The sequence below is a fragment of the Allobosea sp. Tri-44 genome (genome assembly GCF_004123845.1).
In the GTDB taxonomy this organism is placed as follows: Bacteria; Pseudomonadota; Alphaproteobacteria; order Rhizobiales; family Beijerinckiaceae; genus Allobosea.
The window spans coordinates 297695-314407 of sequence record NZ_NBDP01000019.1 but is presented as its reverse complement, the minus strand read 5'-3'; the positions used below and the strand labels follow the sequence as shown (position 1 = coordinate 314407).

At 67.0% G+C, this 16713-nt stretch carries 19 protein-coding genes; 11 read left to right on the top strand and 8 right to left on the bottom strand.

Translation table 11 applies throughout. The features are described 5' to 3' along the window. The first annotated feature begins 133 nt into the window (after nucleotides 1-133). A complete protein-coding gene (locus B6S44_RS13755; RefSeq protein WP_129157445.1) occupies nucleotides 134-349 on the top strand; it encodes a DUF1059 domain-containing protein in 216 nt (71 codons plus the stop codon). A gap of 17 nt (nucleotides 350-366) precedes the next feature. On the opposite strand, the gene B6S44_RS13750 is transcribed toward B6S44_RS13755, so the two are convergent. Together B6S44_RS13750 and B6S44_RS13745 are read right to left on the bottom strand one after the other, a co-directional pair. Continuing rightward, on the bottom strand, nucleotides 367-1029 hold the full coding sequence (locus B6S44_RS13750; RefSeq protein WP_129157692.1) for a class I SAM-dependent methyltransferase: 663 nt from the start codon (nucleotides 1027-1029) through the stop codon (nucleotides 367-369). 5 nt (nucleotides 1030-1034) lie between these two features. Beyond that, on the bottom strand, nucleotides 1035-2189 hold the full coding sequence (locus B6S44_RS13745) for a glycosyltransferase family 4 protein (RefSeq protein ID WP_248309589.1): 1155 nt from the start codon (nucleotides 2187-2189) through the stop codon (nucleotides 1035-1037). Between the two features lie 143 nt (nucleotides 2190-2332). On the opposite strand from B6S44_RS13745, the gene B6S44_RS13740 reads away from it, so the two are divergent. Further along, nucleotides 2333-3757, top strand: coding sequence for a M20 family metallopeptidase (locus tag B6S44_RS13740; protein WP_129157443.1), 1425 nt, complete (start codon nucleotides 2333-2335; stop codon nucleotides 3755-3757). Nucleotides 3758-3837: 80 nt separating this feature from the next. Here the strand turns inward: B6S44_RS13740 and B6S44_RS13735 are convergent, their stop codons facing one another. Then, complete coding sequence (locus tag B6S44_RS13735; RefSeq protein WP_206735154.1) at nucleotides 3838-4155, bottom strand: hypothetical protein; 318 nt, start codon at nucleotides 4153-4155, stop codon at nucleotides 3838-3840. A 200-nt stretch (nucleotides 4156-4355) separates the two neighbouring features. Here B6S44_RS13735 and B6S44_RS13730 point away from each other — a divergent pair, with 200 nt between their 5' ends. Beyond that, the gene (locus B6S44_RS13730; protein WP_129157442.1) at nucleotides 4356-4883 is read left to right on the top strand and encodes a hypothetical protein; all 528 of its coding nucleotides are present in this window, start codon (nucleotides 4356-4358) and stop codon (nucleotides 4881-4883) included. Between the two features lie 4 nt (nucleotides 4884-4887). On the opposite strand, the gene B6S44_RS13725 is transcribed toward B6S44_RS13730, so the two are convergent. The 5 genes from B6S44_RS13725 to rpsU form a co-directional block, all read right to left on the bottom strand. Beyond that, nucleotides 4888-6207 carry a TRAP transporter large permease gene (locus B6S44_RS13725; protein WP_206735164.1) on the bottom strand — a complete coding sequence of 440 codons (1320 nt, stop codon included), beginning with the start codon at nucleotides 6205-6207 and terminating at the stop codon, nucleotides 4888-4890. An 8-nt stretch (nucleotides 6208-6215) separates the two neighbouring features. After that, nucleotides 6216-6809, bottom strand: coding sequence for a TRAP transporter small permease subunit (locus B6S44_RS13720; protein WP_129157441.1), 594 nt, complete (start codon nucleotides 6807-6809; stop codon nucleotides 6216-6218). 88 nt (nucleotides 6810-6897) lie between these two features. Next, entirely contained in the window at nucleotides 6898-8013 is a 1116-nt protein-coding gene (locus tag B6S44_RS13715) for a TRAP transporter substrate-binding protein (RefSeq protein ID WP_129157440.1), read from the bottom strand. A 278-nt stretch (nucleotides 8014-8291) separates the two neighbouring features. Continuing rightward, entirely contained in the window at nucleotides 8292-8666 is a 375-nt protein-coding gene (locus tag B6S44_RS13710; RefSeq protein WP_126115031.1) for a DUF6481 family protein, read from the bottom strand. A gap of 82 nt (nucleotides 8667-8748) precedes the next feature. Next, nucleotides 8749-9012: a 30S ribosomal protein S21 gene (gene rpsU / locus B6S44_RS13705; protein ID WP_110489825.1), complete on the bottom strand. Its 264-nt coding sequence runs from the start codon at nucleotides 9010-9012 to the stop codon at nucleotides 8749-8751. A gap of 211 nt (nucleotides 9013-9223) precedes the next feature. Here rpsU and B6S44_RS13700 point away from each other — a divergent pair, with 211 nt between their 5' ends. From B6S44_RS13700 to B6S44_RS13665, 8 genes are all read left to right on the top strand, one after another. After that, entirely contained in the window at nucleotides 9224-9811 is a 588-nt protein-coding gene (locus tag B6S44_RS13700) for a hypothetical protein (protein ID WP_129157439.1), read from the top strand. 118 nt (nucleotides 9812-9929) lie between these two features. Beyond that, entirely contained in the window at nucleotides 9930-11069 is a 1140-nt protein-coding gene (gene proB / locus B6S44_RS13695; RefSeq protein ID WP_206735153.1) for a glutamate 5-kinase, read from the top strand. A gap of 42 nt (nucleotides 11070-11111) precedes the next feature. Next, nucleotides 11112-12395 (top strand): glutamate-5-semialdehyde dehydrogenase, encoded by a 1284-nt coding sequence (locus B6S44_RS13690; RefSeq protein ID WP_129157438.1) that lies wholly within the window; start codon nucleotides 11112-11114, stop codon nucleotides 12393-12395. After that, nucleotides 12392-13003 (top strand): nicotinate-nucleotide adenylyltransferase, encoded by a 612-nt coding sequence (locus tag B6S44_RS13685; protein WP_248309588.1) that lies wholly within the window; start codon nucleotides 12392-12394, stop codon nucleotides 13001-13003. Before B6S44_RS13690 ends, B6S44_RS13685 begins: the two co-directional genes overlap by 4 nt. 122 nt (nucleotides 13004-13125) lie before the next feature. Continuing rightward, nucleotides 13126-13482, top strand: a complete 357-nt coding sequence (gene rsfS, locus B6S44_RS13680; protein WP_248309606.1) for a ribosome silencing factor — start codon at nucleotides 13126-13128, stop codon at nucleotides 13480-13482. 12 nt (nucleotides 13483-13494) lie between these two features. Then, nucleotides 13495-13977 (top strand): 23S rRNA (pseudouridine(1915)-N(3))-methyltransferase RlmH, encoded by a 483-nt coding sequence (gene rlmH / locus B6S44_RS13675; RefSeq protein ID WP_129157437.1) that lies wholly within the window; start codon nucleotides 13495-13497, stop codon nucleotides 13975-13977. Continuing rightward, nucleotides 13974-15341, top strand: a complete 1368-nt coding sequence (locus B6S44_RS13670) for a murein hydrolase activator EnvC family protein (RefSeq protein WP_129157436.1) — start codon at nucleotides 13974-13976, stop codon at nucleotides 15339-15341. Before rlmH ends, B6S44_RS13670 begins: the two co-directional genes overlap by 4 nt. After that, nucleotides 15341-16690 (top strand): S41 family peptidase, encoded by a 1350-nt coding sequence (locus B6S44_RS13665; protein WP_129157435.1) that lies wholly within the window; start codon nucleotides 15341-15343, stop codon nucleotides 16688-16690. Before B6S44_RS13670 ends, B6S44_RS13665 begins: the two co-directional genes overlap by 1 nt. Nucleotides 16691-16713: the final 23 nt, after the last annotated feature.

The window sequence follows — 16713 nt, the reverse complement described above, 5'->3', positions numbered from 1 at the left end:
ACTAGACCGAATAGTCACGATTACCGCCATCTTCGGGCTGCGTTTCGCTTTTGCGCAATCGCGCCTGGGCGTATTGTCGGCCAAGCAGCCCTTCGACCTGAAGGGGGCTGGATCTTCCAATCGGGAGGATGCCATGGGACGCAAATTCATCGACTGCCGCGAATTCCCGAGCGAGATGAACTGCTCAATCGCGATCGGCGCCGATACCGAGGGCGAACTGCTGGAGGCGGCCATCCAGCATGCCGTCAAGGTTCACGGGCATCAGGATACCCCCGAATTGCGGGATCAACTCAGGAGCGTCATCAAAGACGGCATTCCCCCGGAGAAAGCGCCGAGCCGGGTCACCTGAGCGGGAGCCTCCGCCGTCTAGCGCCTTTCGCCCGCCAGCCGCCACACCGAGCTCTTCTTGATCTCGGCATCCTCAAGCGCCCGCGTCACCGGCACCTGATAGGTCGCGACCTCGACGAGCCTGTCCTTGGGCAAGTAGCTGCGGCCGGGGTCGCCGATCAGCACGGTCGCGCCACGCTGCGACAGGCTAGAGAGCCAGTCGATCACCTGCGCCGCGAGCTCGCGCTCATAGCAGATGTCGCCGGCGAGGATGACGTCCCAGCCGTCATCGAGACCGACGAGATCGTCGAGACGAGCCTCGACGCTAACCCCGTTCGCTTCAGCGTTCAGTCCGATCGACGCGGCGGCGAAAGCGTCGATATCGGCCGCGATCACCTGGGTCGCCCCCGCCTTGGCCGCTGCGATGGCGACAAGGCCGGAGCCGCTGGCGAAATCGAGCACACGCCGGCCGCTGACAACCTCGGGGTGGTCGAGGATGTAGCGCGCCAGCGCCTGCCCGCCGGCCCAGGCGAAAGCCCAGAATGGCGGCGGCAATCCGATCGTCGCCAGCTCATCCTCGGTCTTTTGCCAGAGCTCGGTCGCCTCTTCAGCGACATGAAGCGAGATCTCCGGCGCATGCGGCACCGGCAGCAGCCTTGTATGGAGGCGGATGAAGGCGAGCCGGTCGCTTCCCGCGTCCACCTCGCTCACGCGACCAGATCCGCCTGGTGCTGCCCGAGCAGGGACCGGTAGAGCGCCTTCACCCCGTCCATCACGTCGCGCTCGGTATAGCCGGCGAGCAGACGCTCGCGCGCACTCGTCCCCATGCGCTCGACCTGGCCGGGCGAGGCGGCGAGCGTCATCAGCGCCTGCGCCAGCCCGGCAATGTCGTTCGCCGGCACGACGAAGCCGTCCTGGCCGCTGCGGACGAAAGAGCGGCAGCCGGGAACGTCGGTGGTCAGGAGCGCCCGCCCGCAGGCGGCGCCTTCCAGCAAGGTCCGCGGCAGGCCCTCGCCACCGCGCGAGGGCAGGCAGCAGACATGGTGCCCCCGCCAGACGCCCTCGATGTCGCGCGTCGGCCCGGCCCAGGTGATGCCTGGCCGCGCCGACCATTCCCGCAAGGTCGCCTCCGGCACCGCCTTGGGGTTGGAGGGATCGGGCGCACCGTGCAGCGTCAGCTCGACGCGCGCGCCCTGCTTGCGCGCCAGCGTCACCGCCTCGACCGCGAGGTCGACGCCCTTCGACCAAAGCATGCGGGCGACGAGCGCGACCTTGAGCGGCGGCTGTAGCGGCATCGGCTCGGGCATCAGGATCAGCGGATCGACTCCGGCGCCGCCGACGATGGCGACTTTGGATGCATCGGCCGGATCAAGCCCGAGCGTCAGCGGATCGTCGGGATTCTCGAACAGGAAGCGCACCTGCGGCCCGTCGATGGCCTCGCGCAGCCAAAACCGCGCCGCCAGCCGCGCCGCATCGGCAGCGGCACCCTCGCGCGCGCCGAGAAAGCCCAGCCCGGTCAGCGCGTAGACCCGCCGCTCGACCCCGGCGAGCCGGCCGGCAAGACCGGCGAGCGCGATCGGTTTCAGCGCGATGCAATGCAGGATGTCCGGGCGTTCCCGCTCGATCAGGCGCTTCAGCGCCATCACCTGCTTGACCAGCGCCACCGGCGAGAGCGAGCGCCGCTCCGCTTCGAGCGCGATCAGCCGCGCGCCGGTCGCCTCGATCGCGCGCCTGTGGTTGCGCTCCCTGGCGATCACGGCGACGTCGAGCCCCATCTCGCCGGCAGCCCGCGCCATCGGCAGGAAATGCGAGGCGAAGAACCAATCCTCGGTAGCGACGAAAAGCAGCTTCTGGCGGGCCATGCCGCGCATCAGGCCGATGCCGCGCCGAAAAGCAAGCGCATAAGAAAGCCGAGAGGCAGGGCCGCCATGCCCTGCGGTTGCTGGACGCAAGGCGCAGCGCTTGCGAGAAAGAGGCCGAGCATTCCCCTCCAGCGAGACGAGACATGGACAATCGCAACGACCTCTGGCGTCAGGTCGACGCCAGCAAGCAGCGCTTCATCGAACTCAGCGACCGGGTCTGGGCCATTCCCGAGGTCTGCTACACCGAGAAGCGTTCGGTCGCCGAGCATGTCGCCGAGCTGCAGCATCAGGGCTTCCGGATCACCGAGAACGTCGCGGATATCCCGACCGCGGTGATCGGCGAAGCCGGCGAAGGCGGTCCGGTCATCGCCTTCCTCGGCGAATATGACGCGCTGCCGGGTCTGAGCCAGGAATCCGGCGTCGCCCAGCACAGCGAGATCGAGACCGGCGGCCACGGCCATGGCTGCGGCCACAACCTGCTCGGCTCGGCCGCCCTCTTGGCCGCGACGGCGATGAAGAACTGGCTCGCCGAGAACAAGCTGCCGGGCCGCGTGCGCTATTACGGCTGCCCGGCCGAGGAAGGCGGCGCCGCCAAGGCCTTCATGGTCCGTGCCGGCGCCTTCAAGGATGCCGACATCGCCATCTCCTGGCACCCGAGCAGCTTCTGGGAGGTCACCCCGCCGCTCTCGCTCGCCAATACCCGCGCCGACTTCATCTTCACCGGCCGCGCTTCGCATGCCGCCGCCTCGCCCGAGCTCGGCCGCAGCGCGCTCGACGCCGTCGAGCTGATGAGCGTCGGCGTCAACTACATGCGCGAGCACATGCCGAGCGACGCGCGCGTCCATTACGCCCTGCTCGACACCGGCGGCATCGCCCCCAATGTCGTCCAGGCTCATGCGCGCGTGCGCTACTCGATCCGCGCCCGTGACCTGCCGGGCATGCTCGAGCTGGTCGGCCGCGTCAAAAAGATCGCCGAGGGCGCTGCGCTGATGACCGAGACGACGATGGAGATGAAGATCGTCAGCGCCGTTTCCAACGTCGTCGGCAACGGCCCGCTGGAGCAGGCCCTGCAGGACATCATGGAAGATCTCGGCCCGCCGCATTTCGACGAGGCCGACAAGGAATTCGCTCGCCAGATCCGCGCAACCCTGTCGCAGAAGGACATCGCCGCCGTCTGGCGCGCGATCGGCGTGCAGAAGACCGATGCCGAGCTCGCCGATTTCACCGTGCCGCTCGATGCGCCGCGCAACCCGGCGATCGGCTCGACCGATGTCGGCGACGTCAGCTGGGTCGTCCCGACCGTGCAGGCGCACGCGCCGACGGTTGCGATCGGCACCCCCTTCCATACCTGGCAGGTCGTCGCGCAGGGCAAGATGCCGGCCGCGCACAAGGCGATGGTCCAGGTCGCGAAGGCGATGGCGGCGACCGGCGCGGCGGTGCTGACCGATCCCCAGCTGATGGCGGCGGCCAAGGCCGACTTCCAGAAGCGCGTCGCCGCCGATGGCGGCTATACCTCGCCGGTCCCCGCCGAGGTGAAGCCGCCGCTGACCATGTCGACCGGCGGCTGATTCCGCGAGGAGCACGAAAAAGGCCCGCCGGGCGAACCGGCGGGCCAGGATGTCGGGCCGGGGAGGAAGGCCCTGAAAGCTCAGTAGTAGGTGCGGCAGACGCGGCGGGTGCCGACATATTCGCCGTAGTAGTTGACGCGGTCGACGAGCTGGCAGCGCCGGACCGGGGCGGGGCCGTAGGCATAGGCCGGGGCATAGCCGTCATCATAGTAGCCATAGGCCGGGCCGCTGGCAGCGCCGGCGACAAGGGCGCCGAGAGCGAGCGCGCCGACGATGCCGGCGCCGATCGCGGCGCCGCGATAGCGCGGGCGGGCCTCGGCGTCAGAGGTGGCGAAAACGGAAGCGCCCAGCGCCAAAGCGGCGACGGCGGCGGCGAAGCTCTTCTTGGTGCGGGTCATGTTCATTCTCCGAATGGATAGCCGGGTGGCGAACTGCTCGCCATGCTGCGGACTTGTCGGTCGCAGGGCCGGAATCGCGCGGTTCGCAGAAAAAAATCGCGGAAGACTGCTTGGCTCCGCTCGGTTGCCTGTGAGCAGCAGCTTGCCGACAGGCGCCGGATGTCGTCGGATCAGTTGCCTCTGAACGGAGAAACCGCACCATGATGATCGGACGGCTCGCTCTCGCCATCGGCTTCGCGACCTTGCTCGCGACGCCCCTTCGAGCGGAACAGTGGGCGAGCAGCTACACGACCCACGACTATACGAAATGCCGCAAGGACAAGGGCAATGGCGATCCAGTCGCGGTCCATCGCTGCCCCGGCAAGGCGGGCCTCACCGTGACCTGGACCGCCGGCGACGATTCATCCGCGGTCGAGTTCGGCGCCAAGGCGCTGCAGGAGACGATCTCGGACAAGGCTGCCTTCTTCGAGGTCGGCAAGACGATCGAGTGGCGCGGTCCGAAGGGTAAGCAGCCACAGGCGGCGATCGCGCGCTATGCGACCGGCCAGAATGTCGGCAAGCTCGATGGCAGCCGGCTCGTCATCTACCGGCTCGCGCCCGATGGTGCATCCTGCATCATCGGCAGCGTCGATGCCCGCAAGCCGGACGCGAATGCCGCGGCGCGCCGCCTCGTCGATGAGAAGGCGGCAAGCTTCCGCTGCGGGCAGGACGCCCGCAGCGAAGACTGAGAGCTCAGCCGTAGAGATATTTCGGCAGCCAGAGCGCGATCCCTGGGAAGACGTAGACCAGCACCATCGCCACCAGCACGATCCAGAGGAAGGGCATCACGCCCGAGAAGATCTGGTTGATGGTGACATGCGGCGGCGCGATGCCCTTCAGATAGAACGGCGCCATCGCCACCGGCGGCGACAGGAACGAGGTCTGGATGTTCAAGGCGATCAGGATGCCGAAGAACAGCGGGTCGATCTTGAAGAACTCCAGCAGCGGCAGGAAGATCGGCACGAAGATCACGATGATCTCGGTCCATTCCAGTGGCCAACCGAGCACGAAGATGATCACTTGCGCCACGATCAGGAACATGGTCGGCGACAGGTTGAGCGCCGTGACCAGGTTCTTGATCGGCTCGTGCCCGCCGAGGATGGCGAAGATGGACGAGAAGATGAAGGAGCCGACGAAGAGCCAGCAGACCATCGCCGAGGTCCGCGCAGTCAGGATCACCGACTCCTTGACCTTGGTGAAGGAGAGCGAGCGGTAGGCCGCCGCCAGGATCAGGCTGCCGAGTGAGCCGATCGCAGCTGCCTCGGTCGGTGTCGCCAGGCCAAAGAAGATCGCGCCCAGCACCGACATGATCAGGATGGTCAGCGGAAAGAAGCTGGTCAGCAGCGCCCAGATCACCGTCGTCCACGGTACGTCGGTCTGCTCCTTCGGCAGCTTCGGCGCCAGCGCAGGATTGAGCCAGCAGCGGATCAGCACGTAGAGCATGTAGAGCCCGGCGAGCAGCAGGCCCGGGAACAGCGCCCCGGCATAGAGCTTCGGCACCGAGACGCCGGCGGTCGCGCCGTAGAGGATCAGCATCACTGAGGGCGGGATCAGGATGCCGAGGCAGCCGCCGGCGCAGACCACACCCGCCGAGAGTCTGACGTCGTAGCCGGCGCGCAGCATCGCCGGGAAGGCGAGCAGCCCCATCAGCGTCACCACCGCGCCGACAATGCCGGTCGCGGTCGCAAAGATCGCGCAGGTCGCCAGTGTCGCGATGGCGAGCGAGCCCGGCACATTGCCCAGCGCAAGCTGGATCGAGTGGAACAGCTTGTCGAGGATGTTCGCCCGCTCGATGATGTAGCCCATGAAGATGAAGAGCGGAATCGAGACCAGGACGTCGTTGGCCATCACCGAATAGGTGCGCTGGACGACCAGGTTGAAGACGATGTCGCCCATCGCCCAGTAGCCGAAGCCCACGCCGAGAGCCATCAGCGTGAAGGCGATCGGGAAGCCGAGCATGATGAAGAAGATGAACAGGACGAGCATCAGCACGCCCAGTTCCGGATTGCCCATGCCCAGCATCAGATCGCTTTCCCGGCATCGGGCGCGCCCTGCGCGGCCGCGGCCTGTTCGAGAATGAGCTTCTCGGTTTCCTCGACATCGTGCAGCCGCGGCGGCCATTCGCCGGTGCGCAGGCAGATGATGCAGCGCGCCACCTCGGCCAGCCCCTGCAGCGTCATCAGCACGCCGGCGATCGGGATCAGCGACTTGAAATGGTAGAGCGGCGGCCCGTTCGGCGAGTTCGAGGAGTGCTCGCCGATCATCCAGGAGAAGGCCGCGAACTTGTAGCCGGCCCAGGCCAGCGCGATGATGCCGGGAAAGAAGAAGAGGACGTAGAGCGCCAGGTCGAGCCGCGCCTGTGTCCGCGGGCTCCAGGCGCGATAAAGGAAATCGCCGCGGACATGGGCGTTGCGGGCGAGCGCATAGGGTCCGGCCAGCATGAACAACGTGCCGTAGAGGATGTAGCTGACGTCGAAGGCCCATTCGGTCGGCGCGCGCAGCACATAGCGGGCGAAGACCTCGTAGCTGATCGCCAGCGTCAGGATCAGGATCGTCCAGCCGGCGAGCTTGCCGATGGCCGTGTTGAACTTGTCGATCGCCAGGATCAGTTTCATCCGCGTCCGTCGCCTGCTGTCCCGGATTGGCAAAGAGCGCCCGCCATCACGGAGATGGCGGACGCGGCTTTCGTCGAGGCAGCGGCCTTCAGGTCTTGAAGAAGTGGTTGAAGGCGAGGTCGCGCGAGGGTTCGTTGACGCGCTGGTAGGCGACGGTGCGCTTGACCCAGTCCTTCTGGCTGTCGACCACCTTCTTGAAGAAGGGGCTCTCGCCGCCGAGCTTCTCCAGCACCTTGTCCCAGGCGGCAAGCTGCGCCTTGAGGATCACTTCCGGCGTTGTGACGACGTTGACTCCCTTGCCCCGCAGCATTTCGAGATCCTTGGAATAGCGGTCGAGTGCCTTCCAGATCATGTCGGAGGAGGCCGATTCGGCCGAGTACTTGATGATCGCCTTCTGCTCGGGCGAGAGCGCGTCGAACTTGGTCTTGTTGAAGAGCAGCTCGAAGCTCTCCGCCGCCTGATGGTAGCTCTGCAGCATGTAGACCTTGGCGACATCCTGGAAGCCGAGCATCGAATCCGAGGACGGGTTGTTGAACTCGGCCCCGTCGATGACGCCGCGCTCCAGCGCCGGGACGATCTCGCCGCCGGCGAGGATGGTGACGGCCGCGCCCATCTCGCGCATCAGGTCGGCGGCAAGGCCGACGGTGCGGTATTTCAGGCCCTTGAAGTCATCGGCGGTCTTCAGTTCCTTCTTGAACCAGCCGAGTGGCTGGCACGGCATCGGCCCGGAGAAGAAGCCGACCAGATTGAGCTTGAGCTGCGTCTGGACCAGGTCGTTATAGAGGTCGTAGCCACCGCCATGGTTCATCCAGCCGAGGAAGTTGGTGGCATCCCAGCCCAGCGCCGGTGGCGTGCCGAACAGCGAGAACGCCTTGTTCTTGCCGTACCAATAGGCGGAGACGCCGTGGCCGCCGTCGAGGATGCCGGCCGCGACGGCGTCTTGCATCTGGAAGGCCGGCACGACGGCGCCGGCGGCGAGCACGTCGACTTTCAGCCGCCCGCCCGACATGTCGTTGATGCGCTTGGCGAAATCCCCCGCGAATTCGTGGAAGATGTCCTTGGTCGGCCAGGTCGACTGGAATTTCCAGGTCACGGTCTGCGCCCGGCTGACCTGCGGCATGGCGATTGCGCCTGCACCTGCGAGCCCGGCCACTTTCAGGAAATTGCGCCTATTGGCGCGCGTCTTCGTCGCTTCGGACGTCATGGTTCTCTCCCCAGAGAAATGGCGCCGTTGAAGCCGGCGTGCATTGTTTGCGGCTCTGATGGCCGTCAGCCTTCAGAGTTTCGGCCGCACGGGGAGATAGCAAGCGTGGAAGTCATTGCACTTTAGTTGCAGGCGAAAGGGATAATGTTCCCAAGGGAACGAGTGCTATTCCCCCGCGGAAAGAAACGGCATAGCGAACGCCTATGCGCCAAAGAAAACGGCGCCGCACAAAGTGCGGCGCCGTCATCAATCGGACGAACCTGATCGAGAATTCGTGTTCAGCGGCGCTTACCGGCGACCCGCATCTCCATGTACTGCACGGCCTCGAGCAGCACGCGGCGCGGCCGCTCGGCATCACGCTTGGCCTGCTCGGCCTTGCGCTGCACTTCGCGCTCGATCTCGGCCAGACGCTCGGCCTCCTCCTGGGCTGCGCGTTCCAGGGCGGCGAGGCGCTCGGCTTCCAGGCGCTCCGCTTCCTTCTTGGCATCGCGCTCGGCCCGCGCGACGGCGATCGCCTCGCGCTCGGCCCGACGCTGCACCATCACCGGATCGTCCGGCCCAGGGCGCTTCTTGAAGCGCTCGAGCAGGGCCTTCTTCGCATTGGCGGAGTTGGCCTGGCGGTCGGTGAAATGGCGGTCGTTCGGATTCTTCAAGGTTGGCCTTCAGGAGTTGCTCGGGCGAAAATGCCGCCCGCGCCCAGCAGATAATGCAGCGCGCGGGGTTTTTGTAGTGAAATCAGCGCGGGGCGGCTGCGCCGGCAGCGCGGGGCTTGAGCACCTTCGGCTTCGGCGCGGCGATCAGACCTTCGCGCTGAGCCTGCTTGCGGGCGAGCTTACGGGCGCGGCGGACGGCCTCGGCCTTCTCGCGGGCGCGCTGCTCGGACGGCTTCTCATACGAAGCGCGACGCTTCATCTCGCGGAACACGCCTTCGCGCTGCAATTTCTTCTTAAGAACGCGAATGGCCTGATCGACATTATTGTCGCGCACGAGAACCTGCATCCGTGTCTCCAGCTTTGCAGGATGGAAGGAAAAAGGGCCAGGCTGAGCCCGACCCTTGATGAATTGTGCGCCCCGGTAACAGAAATCAATGGCCAGCGCCACCCCTGTTGTATCTCGTTCTGCGCATGGCGAACCCGCATCGCCTTACGGCTCTTGGCATGACACGGCCCGCCATGCACCCTTGAGCCTCCCGTCGATCGCACCGGACACCATGGATCCACAGGCCGTCAACGAGCTCTTCCCCCATATCCGCATCGTCATCGGCATGGTGATCGGCCTCGCGATCACGCGGCTGCTCACCGGCCTCGCCAGGCTGATCCAGCACCCGAAGCGCTATCGCCTCTCGGCGATCCATCTGCTGTGGGTTTTTTCCCTGCTGGTCGAGCTCGCTTTGTTCTGGTGGTGGGAGTTCGCGCTGTCCCGGCTGCCGAGCCTGACCTTCAGCACCTTCATCTTCCTGATCGTCTACGCGCTGACACTCTTCCTGCTCTGCGCGCTGCTGTTCCCGGACGATCTCGACGAATATGCCGATTACGAGGACTATTTCCTTAACCGCAGGCGCTGGTTCTTCGGGCTCTTCGCGCTGACCTTCGTCCTCGACCTCGTCGATACCGCAATCAAGGGCTCCGAGCGCTGGAGCCATTACAGCGCCGATTATCTCGTGCAGGTCCCGTTCGGTCTCGGGCTCTGCCTGCTCGCCTCGCTCTTCGCCAACAAGCGCCTGCAGCTCGCAACGGCGTTGGTCCACATCGCCTACCAGGCCTACTGGATCGTCCGCGTGCTCGGCGCACCGGTCTGACGGGTCTCTACCACCCGGGGCGCAGCGGCAATGCGCGTGCGCTGCTTTACAATGCCGGCGATTTGGCCAAGGAACGGCGACAGGCACTGTCTTGCCCGCCTTGAAGCCCGGTCCCGCCGTGAACCTGCCTGTCCTCGACCAGTTCCGCCGCATCGTCGTCAAGGTCGGCTCGTCCCTGCTCGTTGATCGCGCACAGGGGCGTCTGCGCCATGCCTGGCTCGCCGCGCTCGCCGAGGACCTCGCCGAACTGCACGGCCGCGGCGCCGACGTTCTCGTCGTCTCCTCCGGCGCGATCGCGCTTGGCCGCACCGTGCTGAAGCTGCCGGCCGGCCCGCTCAAGCTCGAGGAAAGCCAGGCCTCCGCCGCGATCGGCCAGATCGCGCTCGCCCGCAACTGGTCGGAAGCGCTCGGCCATCACGGGCTCAATGCCGGCCAGATCCTGCTGACCCTCGCCGATACCGAGGAGCGTCGGCGCTATCTCAACGCCCGTGCGACGCTCGGCCGGCTGCTGGACCTGCGCGCCGTTCCCGTCATCAATGAGAACGACACCGTCGCCACCTCCGAGATCCGCTATGGCGACAATGATCGGCTCGCTGCCCGCGTCGCCACCATGGCCGGCGCCGACCTCCTGGTGCTGTTTTCCGACATTGACGGGCTCTATACCGCCCCGCCTCTGTCCAGCCCGGACGCCAGGCACATCCCGGTCATCCCGGCGATCACGCCTGCGATCGAGGCGATGGCCGGCGGCGCGGCTTCCGAACTCTCCCGTGGCGGCATGCGCACCAAGATCGAGGCCGGCAAGATCGCGACCGCCGGCGGCGCCCATATGCTGATCGCCGATGGCCGCGCCAAGAATCCACTGCGAGCCGTCGCCGAAGGCGCACGCTGCTCCTGGTTCCTCAGCGCCTCTACGCCCGCCACGGCGCGCAAGACCTGGATCGCCGGCTCGCTCGAACCGCGCGGCACGCTCCATGTCGACGACGGTGCCACCCGCGCCTTGCGCGGCGGCGCGAGCCTGCTGCCGGTCGGCGTGACCCGGATCGAAGGCGCCTTCAGTCGCGGCGACGCCGTGGTGATCCGTGCCGGCGACGGCAGCGAACTCGGCCGCGGTCTCGTCGCCTATGATGCGGACGAGGCGGCACGCGTGCTGGGCAAAGCCTCACGCGATATCGAGGCGGTGCTCGGCTATCCCGGCCGCGCCGAGATGATTCACCGGGACGACATGGCGCTGCGCCTCGGCTACGATCCGGGCGCGTGAGGAAACTTCAGGCCCATAATGACCAGCGAAAGCGCCCGGCGCATGCCCGCGCCTGACAACGAGAACGGCGATGTCGCCACGCTGATGGGCGCGCTCGGCCGGGGCGCCCGCGCCGCGGCGCGCCGGGTCGGCACCGCGCCGGCTGAGCAGCGTGATCGTGCGCTCGCGGCCATGGCCGTCGCCTTGCGCGAGCGCGCCCCGGCGATCCTCGCCGCCAATCGTCAGGATCTCGCTGATGGGCAGGCCGCCGGCCTCGCCGCCTCATTCATTGACCGGCTCGCCCTCGATGACGCCCGCCTGGAGGCGATCGCCCAGGCCGTCGCCGATATTGCCGCCTTGCCCGATCCCGTAGGGCGCGTGCTGGCGAGCTGGACGCAACCCAATGGCTTGTTCTTCGAGCGCGTCGCCACCCCGCTCGGCGTGGTCGCCGTGATCTTCGAGAGCCGCCCCAACGTCACCGCCGATGCCGGCGCGCTCTGCCTGAAAAGCGGCAATGTCGCAATCCTGCGCGCCGGTTCCGACAGTTTCCGGACCTCGAGCGAGATCGCCGCCGCGATGCAGGACGGGCTCGCTGCGGCCGGCCTGCCGCGCGAGGCGATCCAGCTCGTGCCGAGCCGCGACCGAGCCGCTGTCGGCGAGATTCTCAAGGGGCTCGACGGCACGATCGACGTGGTCGTGCCGCGCGGCGGCAAGAGCCTCGTCGCGCGGGTGCAGAAGGAGGCGCGCGTGCCGGTCTTCGCCCATCTCGACGGCAACTGCCATGTCTATGTCCATGCCGCCGCCGAACTCGACATGGCGCAGGAGATCCTGCTCAACGCCAAACTGCGCCGCACCGGCGTCTGCGGCGCCGCCGAGACGCTGCTAGTCGACGAAATCTGCGCCGCGACGCATCTGCAGCCGCTCGTCACCGCCCTGCTCGACGAGGGCTGCGCAGTACGCGGCGACGAGGCGACGCTGGCCGTCGATCCGCGCGTCACGCCGGCGAGCGAGGAAGACTGGCGCACAGAATATCTCGACCGCATCATCGCGGTGAAGGTGGTTGCTGGCCTCGACGCCGCGATCGCGCATATCGAGACCTATGGCTCGCACCATACCGATGCGATTGTGACGGCGGACGAGGCCGCCGCAGCCCGTTTCCTCGTCGAAGTCGATTCGGCGATCGTCCTGCACAATGCCTCGACCCAGTTCGCCGATGGCGGCGAGTTCGGCTTCGGCGCCGAGATCGGCATTGCCACCGGCCGCATGCATGCCCGCGGCCCCGTCGGCGTCGAGCAGCTCTGCTCCTTCAAATATCGGGTCCATGGCCGGGGCCAAGTCCGACCGTGAGCGCCGAGGAGCTGCGCCTGCCGCCGCACGCGCCCGGCCTGCGCATCGGGCTGTTCGGCGGCACCTTCAACCCGGCCCATGACGGCCATCGCATGGCGAGCCTCACCGCCTTGCGCCGGCTCCAGCTCGACCGGGTCTGGTGGCTGGTCACCCCCGGCAACCCCTTGAAAGACAACCATGCCTTGCCGCCGCTGACGCAGCGCATCGCGACGGCCCGGGCGCTCGCCAATCACAGTCACATCAATGTCACCGGCATCGAGGCGACGCTGCGCACCCGCTACACCGCCGACACGCTGCGCCAGTTGAAGCGCCGTTGCCCAGGTGTGCGCTTCGTCTGGATCATGGGTTCGGACAATCTGGCGAATTTCCATCGCTGGAACGAATGGCGCGCCATCGCCAGGATGATGCCGATCGCGGTGATCGACCGCCCGGGCTCGACCCTCCACTCGGTCGCCTCCCCCGCCGCCAACTGGATGGCGCGCTGGCGTTTGCCGGAGAATCAGGGCGCAGCCTTGCCGGTGCGCACGCCGCCAGCCTGGATTTTCCTGCACGGGCGGCGCTCCGAACTATCCTCGACCTATCTGCGCGAGCTCGCCGAAAACAATTGAATTTCAGCCCCCCGGCGCCTAAATTGGGGCGTCGCGCGGTGAGCGCGTCGTCACGTGAGGATACGACTCTGAACCGTCAATCGATCGGCGAAGCTGCCACCACGCCGCTTCCCCCGGCTGCCCTGACCGACAACCCGGCCGCGTCCAGCATTGCGCTCGCGCTCCAGGTCCTGGACGACATGAAGGCCGAGGACGCCACCGTGATCGATCTGGTCGGCAAGACCTCGCTGGCAGACGCCATGATCATTGCCTCCGGCCGGGTCAACCGCCATGTCGGCTCGATCGCCGACAGCCTCGTCGAAGCCTTCAAGAAGGCTGGCCACGAGACGCCGAAGGTCGAGGGCTTCCCTGCCTGCGACTGGGTGCTGATCGACACCGGCGACCTGATCATTCACATCTTCCGCCCGGAAGTGCGCCAGTTCTACAATCTCGAAAAGATGTGGGGTGCCGACCGGCCGCGTGAGCGCCTCGACGGCTGAGTTTCAGTTCTCGTGCGCCTGTCGGTCATCGCCGTCGGCCGCCTCAAGGACGGGCCGGAGCGCGACCTTTGCGCCCGTTATCAGGAACGCTCCCAGGGCCTTGCCCGCGGGCTCGGCCTGAGCGGGCCCGATGTCGTCGAGCTCGCCGAAAGCCGCGGCCGCCGCACCGAGGAGCGCCGCCGCGACGAAGCCAGGTTGATCGCAGAGCGCCTGCCCCCCTCCGGGCTCGTCATTGCCCTGGATGAGCGCGGCAGGAGCCTGGACAGCGACGCCTTCGCCAGCCGTCTCGCCACTGCGCGCGACGGCGGAATCCCAGCCGCGAGCCTGCTGATCGGCGGCGCCGACGGGCTCGATGCCGAGCTGCGCGAGCGCGCCACCTTGGTGCTCTCCTTTGGCGCGCTGACCATTCCGCACCAGATCGTCCGGGCGCTCGTGCTCGAACAGCTCTATCGGGCGATGACGATCATGGCCGGCCACCCCTATCATCGGGCATGACCCGCCCCTCCCGGCTGATTCGGATTTTGCGCGCACTCCGGCCCTGGCCGGCGCTGCTGTGCGCCTGCCTCGCCGCCGGCACCGCTCTGGCTCAGACGGCTGCCACCCCTGATTCGGAGCAGACCGCCCGCGAGACCGAGCAGAAGCGTGAGGAGAAGCGCGCCCGCGAAGCCGAGCTCAAGGCGATCGAGGAGCGGCTCGCCGGTAGCGCAGACGCGCGCGCCAAGCTCGAAGCCGAGATCGCGGGCATCCGCGCCGACCGGACCAAGCTCAACCAGGCCCTGCTCGACACCACCGCCCGCACGCAAGGAGCCGAAGGCCGCATCGCCGGGCTCGAGCAGCGTCTCTCCCTGCTGCAGACCAGCGAGACCGCGATCCGGCGCTCGCTGGAAAGCCGGCGCGGCCTGATCGGCGAGGTCCTCGCCGCACTCCAGCGCATCGGCCACCGACCGCCGCCGGCGGTGCTGGTCCGGCCGGAGGATATCTTGGAGGCGGTGCGTGCCTCGATGCTGCTCGGTGCGGTCGTGCCCGATCTGCGCCAGGAGATCACGATCCTCGGCACCGACCTCGCCGAGCTGGTGCGCCTGCGCGAACGCATCGCCGATGAGCGCAAGGCCATCGCTGCCGAGATGGAGGGATTGGCCGGCGAGCGCCAACGCCTGGCGTCGCTGATCGAGGCGCGGCGTGTACGCGAGACGAGCGCCGCGCAGGACATCGAGACGCAGCGCGCCACCGGCGGCGAACTCGCGGCGCAAGCCAGGACGCTGCGTGAGCTCGTCGAACGCATCGAGAAGGACATCTCCTCGGCCACCCGCGCCGCGGACGCCGCCCGCCGCGCAATCGAGGCCGAGACGCAGGAGCAGCGCCAGCGCATGGCGCAGCTCGCCTTCCGCGATCCTGCCCGGCTCGCCCCCAAGGCAGCCTTCCAGGAATTGCGCGGCATGCTGCCTTTGCCGGTCGCCGGTTCACAATTGCGTGGATTTGGGTCGAGCGATGAAGTTGGCGCCCCGACACGCGGAATTTCGCTTTCAACCCGGCCAAATGCCGTGGTTTCGTCACCTTCGGATGGCTGGGTGGTCTATGCGGGGCCGTTCCGCTCCTTTGGCCAACTCTTGATCCTCAATGCCGGCAATGGTTACTATGTTCTTCTGGCAGGCATGCAGCGCATCGACGTGTCGTTGAACCAGTTTGTGCTGGCGGGAGAGCCGGTCGCGGTAATGGGCGAGACCGCGGAAGCGGCCGCGACGAATGTGGGAGCGGGGACCGGCGAGCCGGTCCTCTATATCGAGTTCAGGAAAGACGGCGTCTCGATCGATCCGACGCCGTGGTGGACGAAATCGCAAAGCGAAAAGGTTCGCGGATGATGCGCAAGGTTTCTCTCGTTCTGGCTGGCGCCATCGCCGGCGCGGGCCTCACTGGTGTCGCGACGCAGACGAGGCTGTTCTCCTCGACCAGCGCGGTCGCGGCCTCGGCCGAGGTCTATCGCAGCCTCAACCTGTTCGGCGACATCTTCGAGAAGATCCGCACCGACTATGTCGAGAAGCCGGATGAGCAGAAGCTGATCGAGGCCGCGATCAACGGCATGGTCTCCTCGCTGGATCCGCACTCGGCCTATCTCGATGCCAAGAGCTTCCGCGACATGGACATCGACATGCGCGGCCAGTTCGGCGGGCTCGGCATCGAGGTGACGATGGAGGACGGCGTCCTCAAGGTCGCCAAGCCGATTCGCGACACGCCCGCCTCCAAGGCCGGCATCCTAGCCGGCGACATGATCCGCCAGATCGACGGTGACGAGGTCAAGGGCCTCAGCCTCAACCAGGCCGTCGAGAAGATGCGGGGCATCATCAACACGCAGGTGAAGCTCAAGATCGAGCGCCCCGGCAAGACCGAGCCGCTGGAATTCACCCTGACCCGGTCCAACATCGTCGTGCCGGCGGTCGAGGAACGCGTCGAGAACGATGTCGGCTATATCCGCATCGGCACCTTCAGCGAACAGACCTATGAGGGCCTGCGCAAGGCACTCGACAAGGTCAATGCCGAGATCGGCTTCGACAAGGTCAAGGGCTACGTCATCGACCTGCGCAACAACCGCGGCGGCCGGCTCGATCAGTCGGTGCTGGTCTCCGACGCCTTCCTCGAGCGCGGCAAGATCGTCTCCACCCGCGGCCGCAACGCCGAGGAGACCCAGGTCTTCAACGCCAAGTCGGGCGACCTGACCAAGGGCAAGCCGGTCGTGGTGCTGATCAACGGCTCCTCCGCCTCCGCCGCGGAGATCGTCGCCGGCGCCCTGCAGGACCACAAGCGCGCCACCGTCATGGGCTCGCGTTCCTTCGGCAAGGGCTCGGTGCAGACCGTGATCCGCCTCGGCGACAATGGTGGCCTGCGGCTGACCACGGCGCGCTACTACACCCCGTCCGGCAACTCGATCCAGGCCAAGGGCATCACGCCCGACATCGAGATCATCCAGGACGTGCCGGCCGAGCTGAAGGACAAGGCCGAGAACAAGGGCGAGGCTTCGCTCAAGGGCCATCTGCGCAATGGCGACGGCAAGGAGGAACAGGCCGGCTCGCCGTCCTACGTTCCGATCGATCCGGCCAAGGACACCCAGCTCGCCGCGGCGCTCAACCTGCTGCGCGGCAAGAAGGACGTGGCATTGCCTGCCACACCGGCTCCCACCCCTGCGCCCGCTCCGGAAGCCGGAAAGTCCAACTGAGCAAGTCGGACTGAGCCGCCGGG

Coding starts and splice junctions, on each gene's coding strand:
- B6S44_RS13755 (WP_129157445.1), top strand. CDS start 134: ATGGGACGCAAATTCATCGACTGCCGCGAATTCCCGAGCGAGATGAAC.
- B6S44_RS13745 (WP_248309589.1), bottom strand. CDS start 2,189: ATGGCCCGCCAGAAGCTGCTTTTCGTCGCTACCGAGGATTGGTTCTTC.
- B6S44_RS13740 (WP_129157443.1), top strand. CDS start 2,333: ATGGACAATCGCAACGACCTCTGGCGTCAGGTCGACGCCAGCAAGCAG.
- B6S44_RS13735 (WP_206735154.1), bottom strand. CDS start 4,155: ATGACCCGCACCAAGAAGAGCTTCGCCGCCGCCGTCGCCGCTTTGGCG.
- B6S44_RS13730 (WP_129157442.1), top strand. CDS start 4,356: ATGATGATCGGACGGCTCGCTCTCGCCATCGGCTTCGCGACCTTGCTC.
- B6S44_RS13725 (WP_206735164.1), bottom strand. CDS start 6,207: ATGGGCAATCCGGAACTGGGCGTGCTGATGCTCGTCCTGTTCATCTTC.
- B6S44_RS13720 (WP_129157441.1), bottom strand. CDS start 6,809: ATGAAACTGATCCTGGCGATCGACAAGTTCAACACGGCCATCGGCAAG.
- B6S44_RS13715 (WP_129157440.1), bottom strand. CDS start 8,013: ATGACGTCCGAAGCGACGAAGACGCGCGCCAATAGGCGCAATTTCCTG.
- rpsU (WP_110489825.1), bottom strand. CDS start 9,012: ATGCAGGTTCTCGTGCGCGACAATAATGTCGATCAGGCCATTCGCGTT.
- B6S44_RS13700 (WP_129157439.1), top strand. CDS start 9,224: ATGGATCCACAGGCCGTCAACGAGCTCTTCCCCCATATCCGCATCGTC.
- B6S44_RS13690 (WP_129157438.1), top strand. CDS start 11,112: ATGCCCGCGCCTGACAACGAGAACGGCGATGTCGCCACGCTGATGGGC.
- B6S44_RS13670 (WP_129157436.1), top strand. CDS start 13,974: ATGACCCGCCCCTCCCGGCTGATTCGGATTTTGCGCGCACTCCGGCCC.
- B6S44_RS13665 (WP_129157435.1), top strand. CDS start 15,341: ATGCGCAAGGTTTCTCTCGTTCTGGCTGGCGCCATCGCCGGCGCGGGC.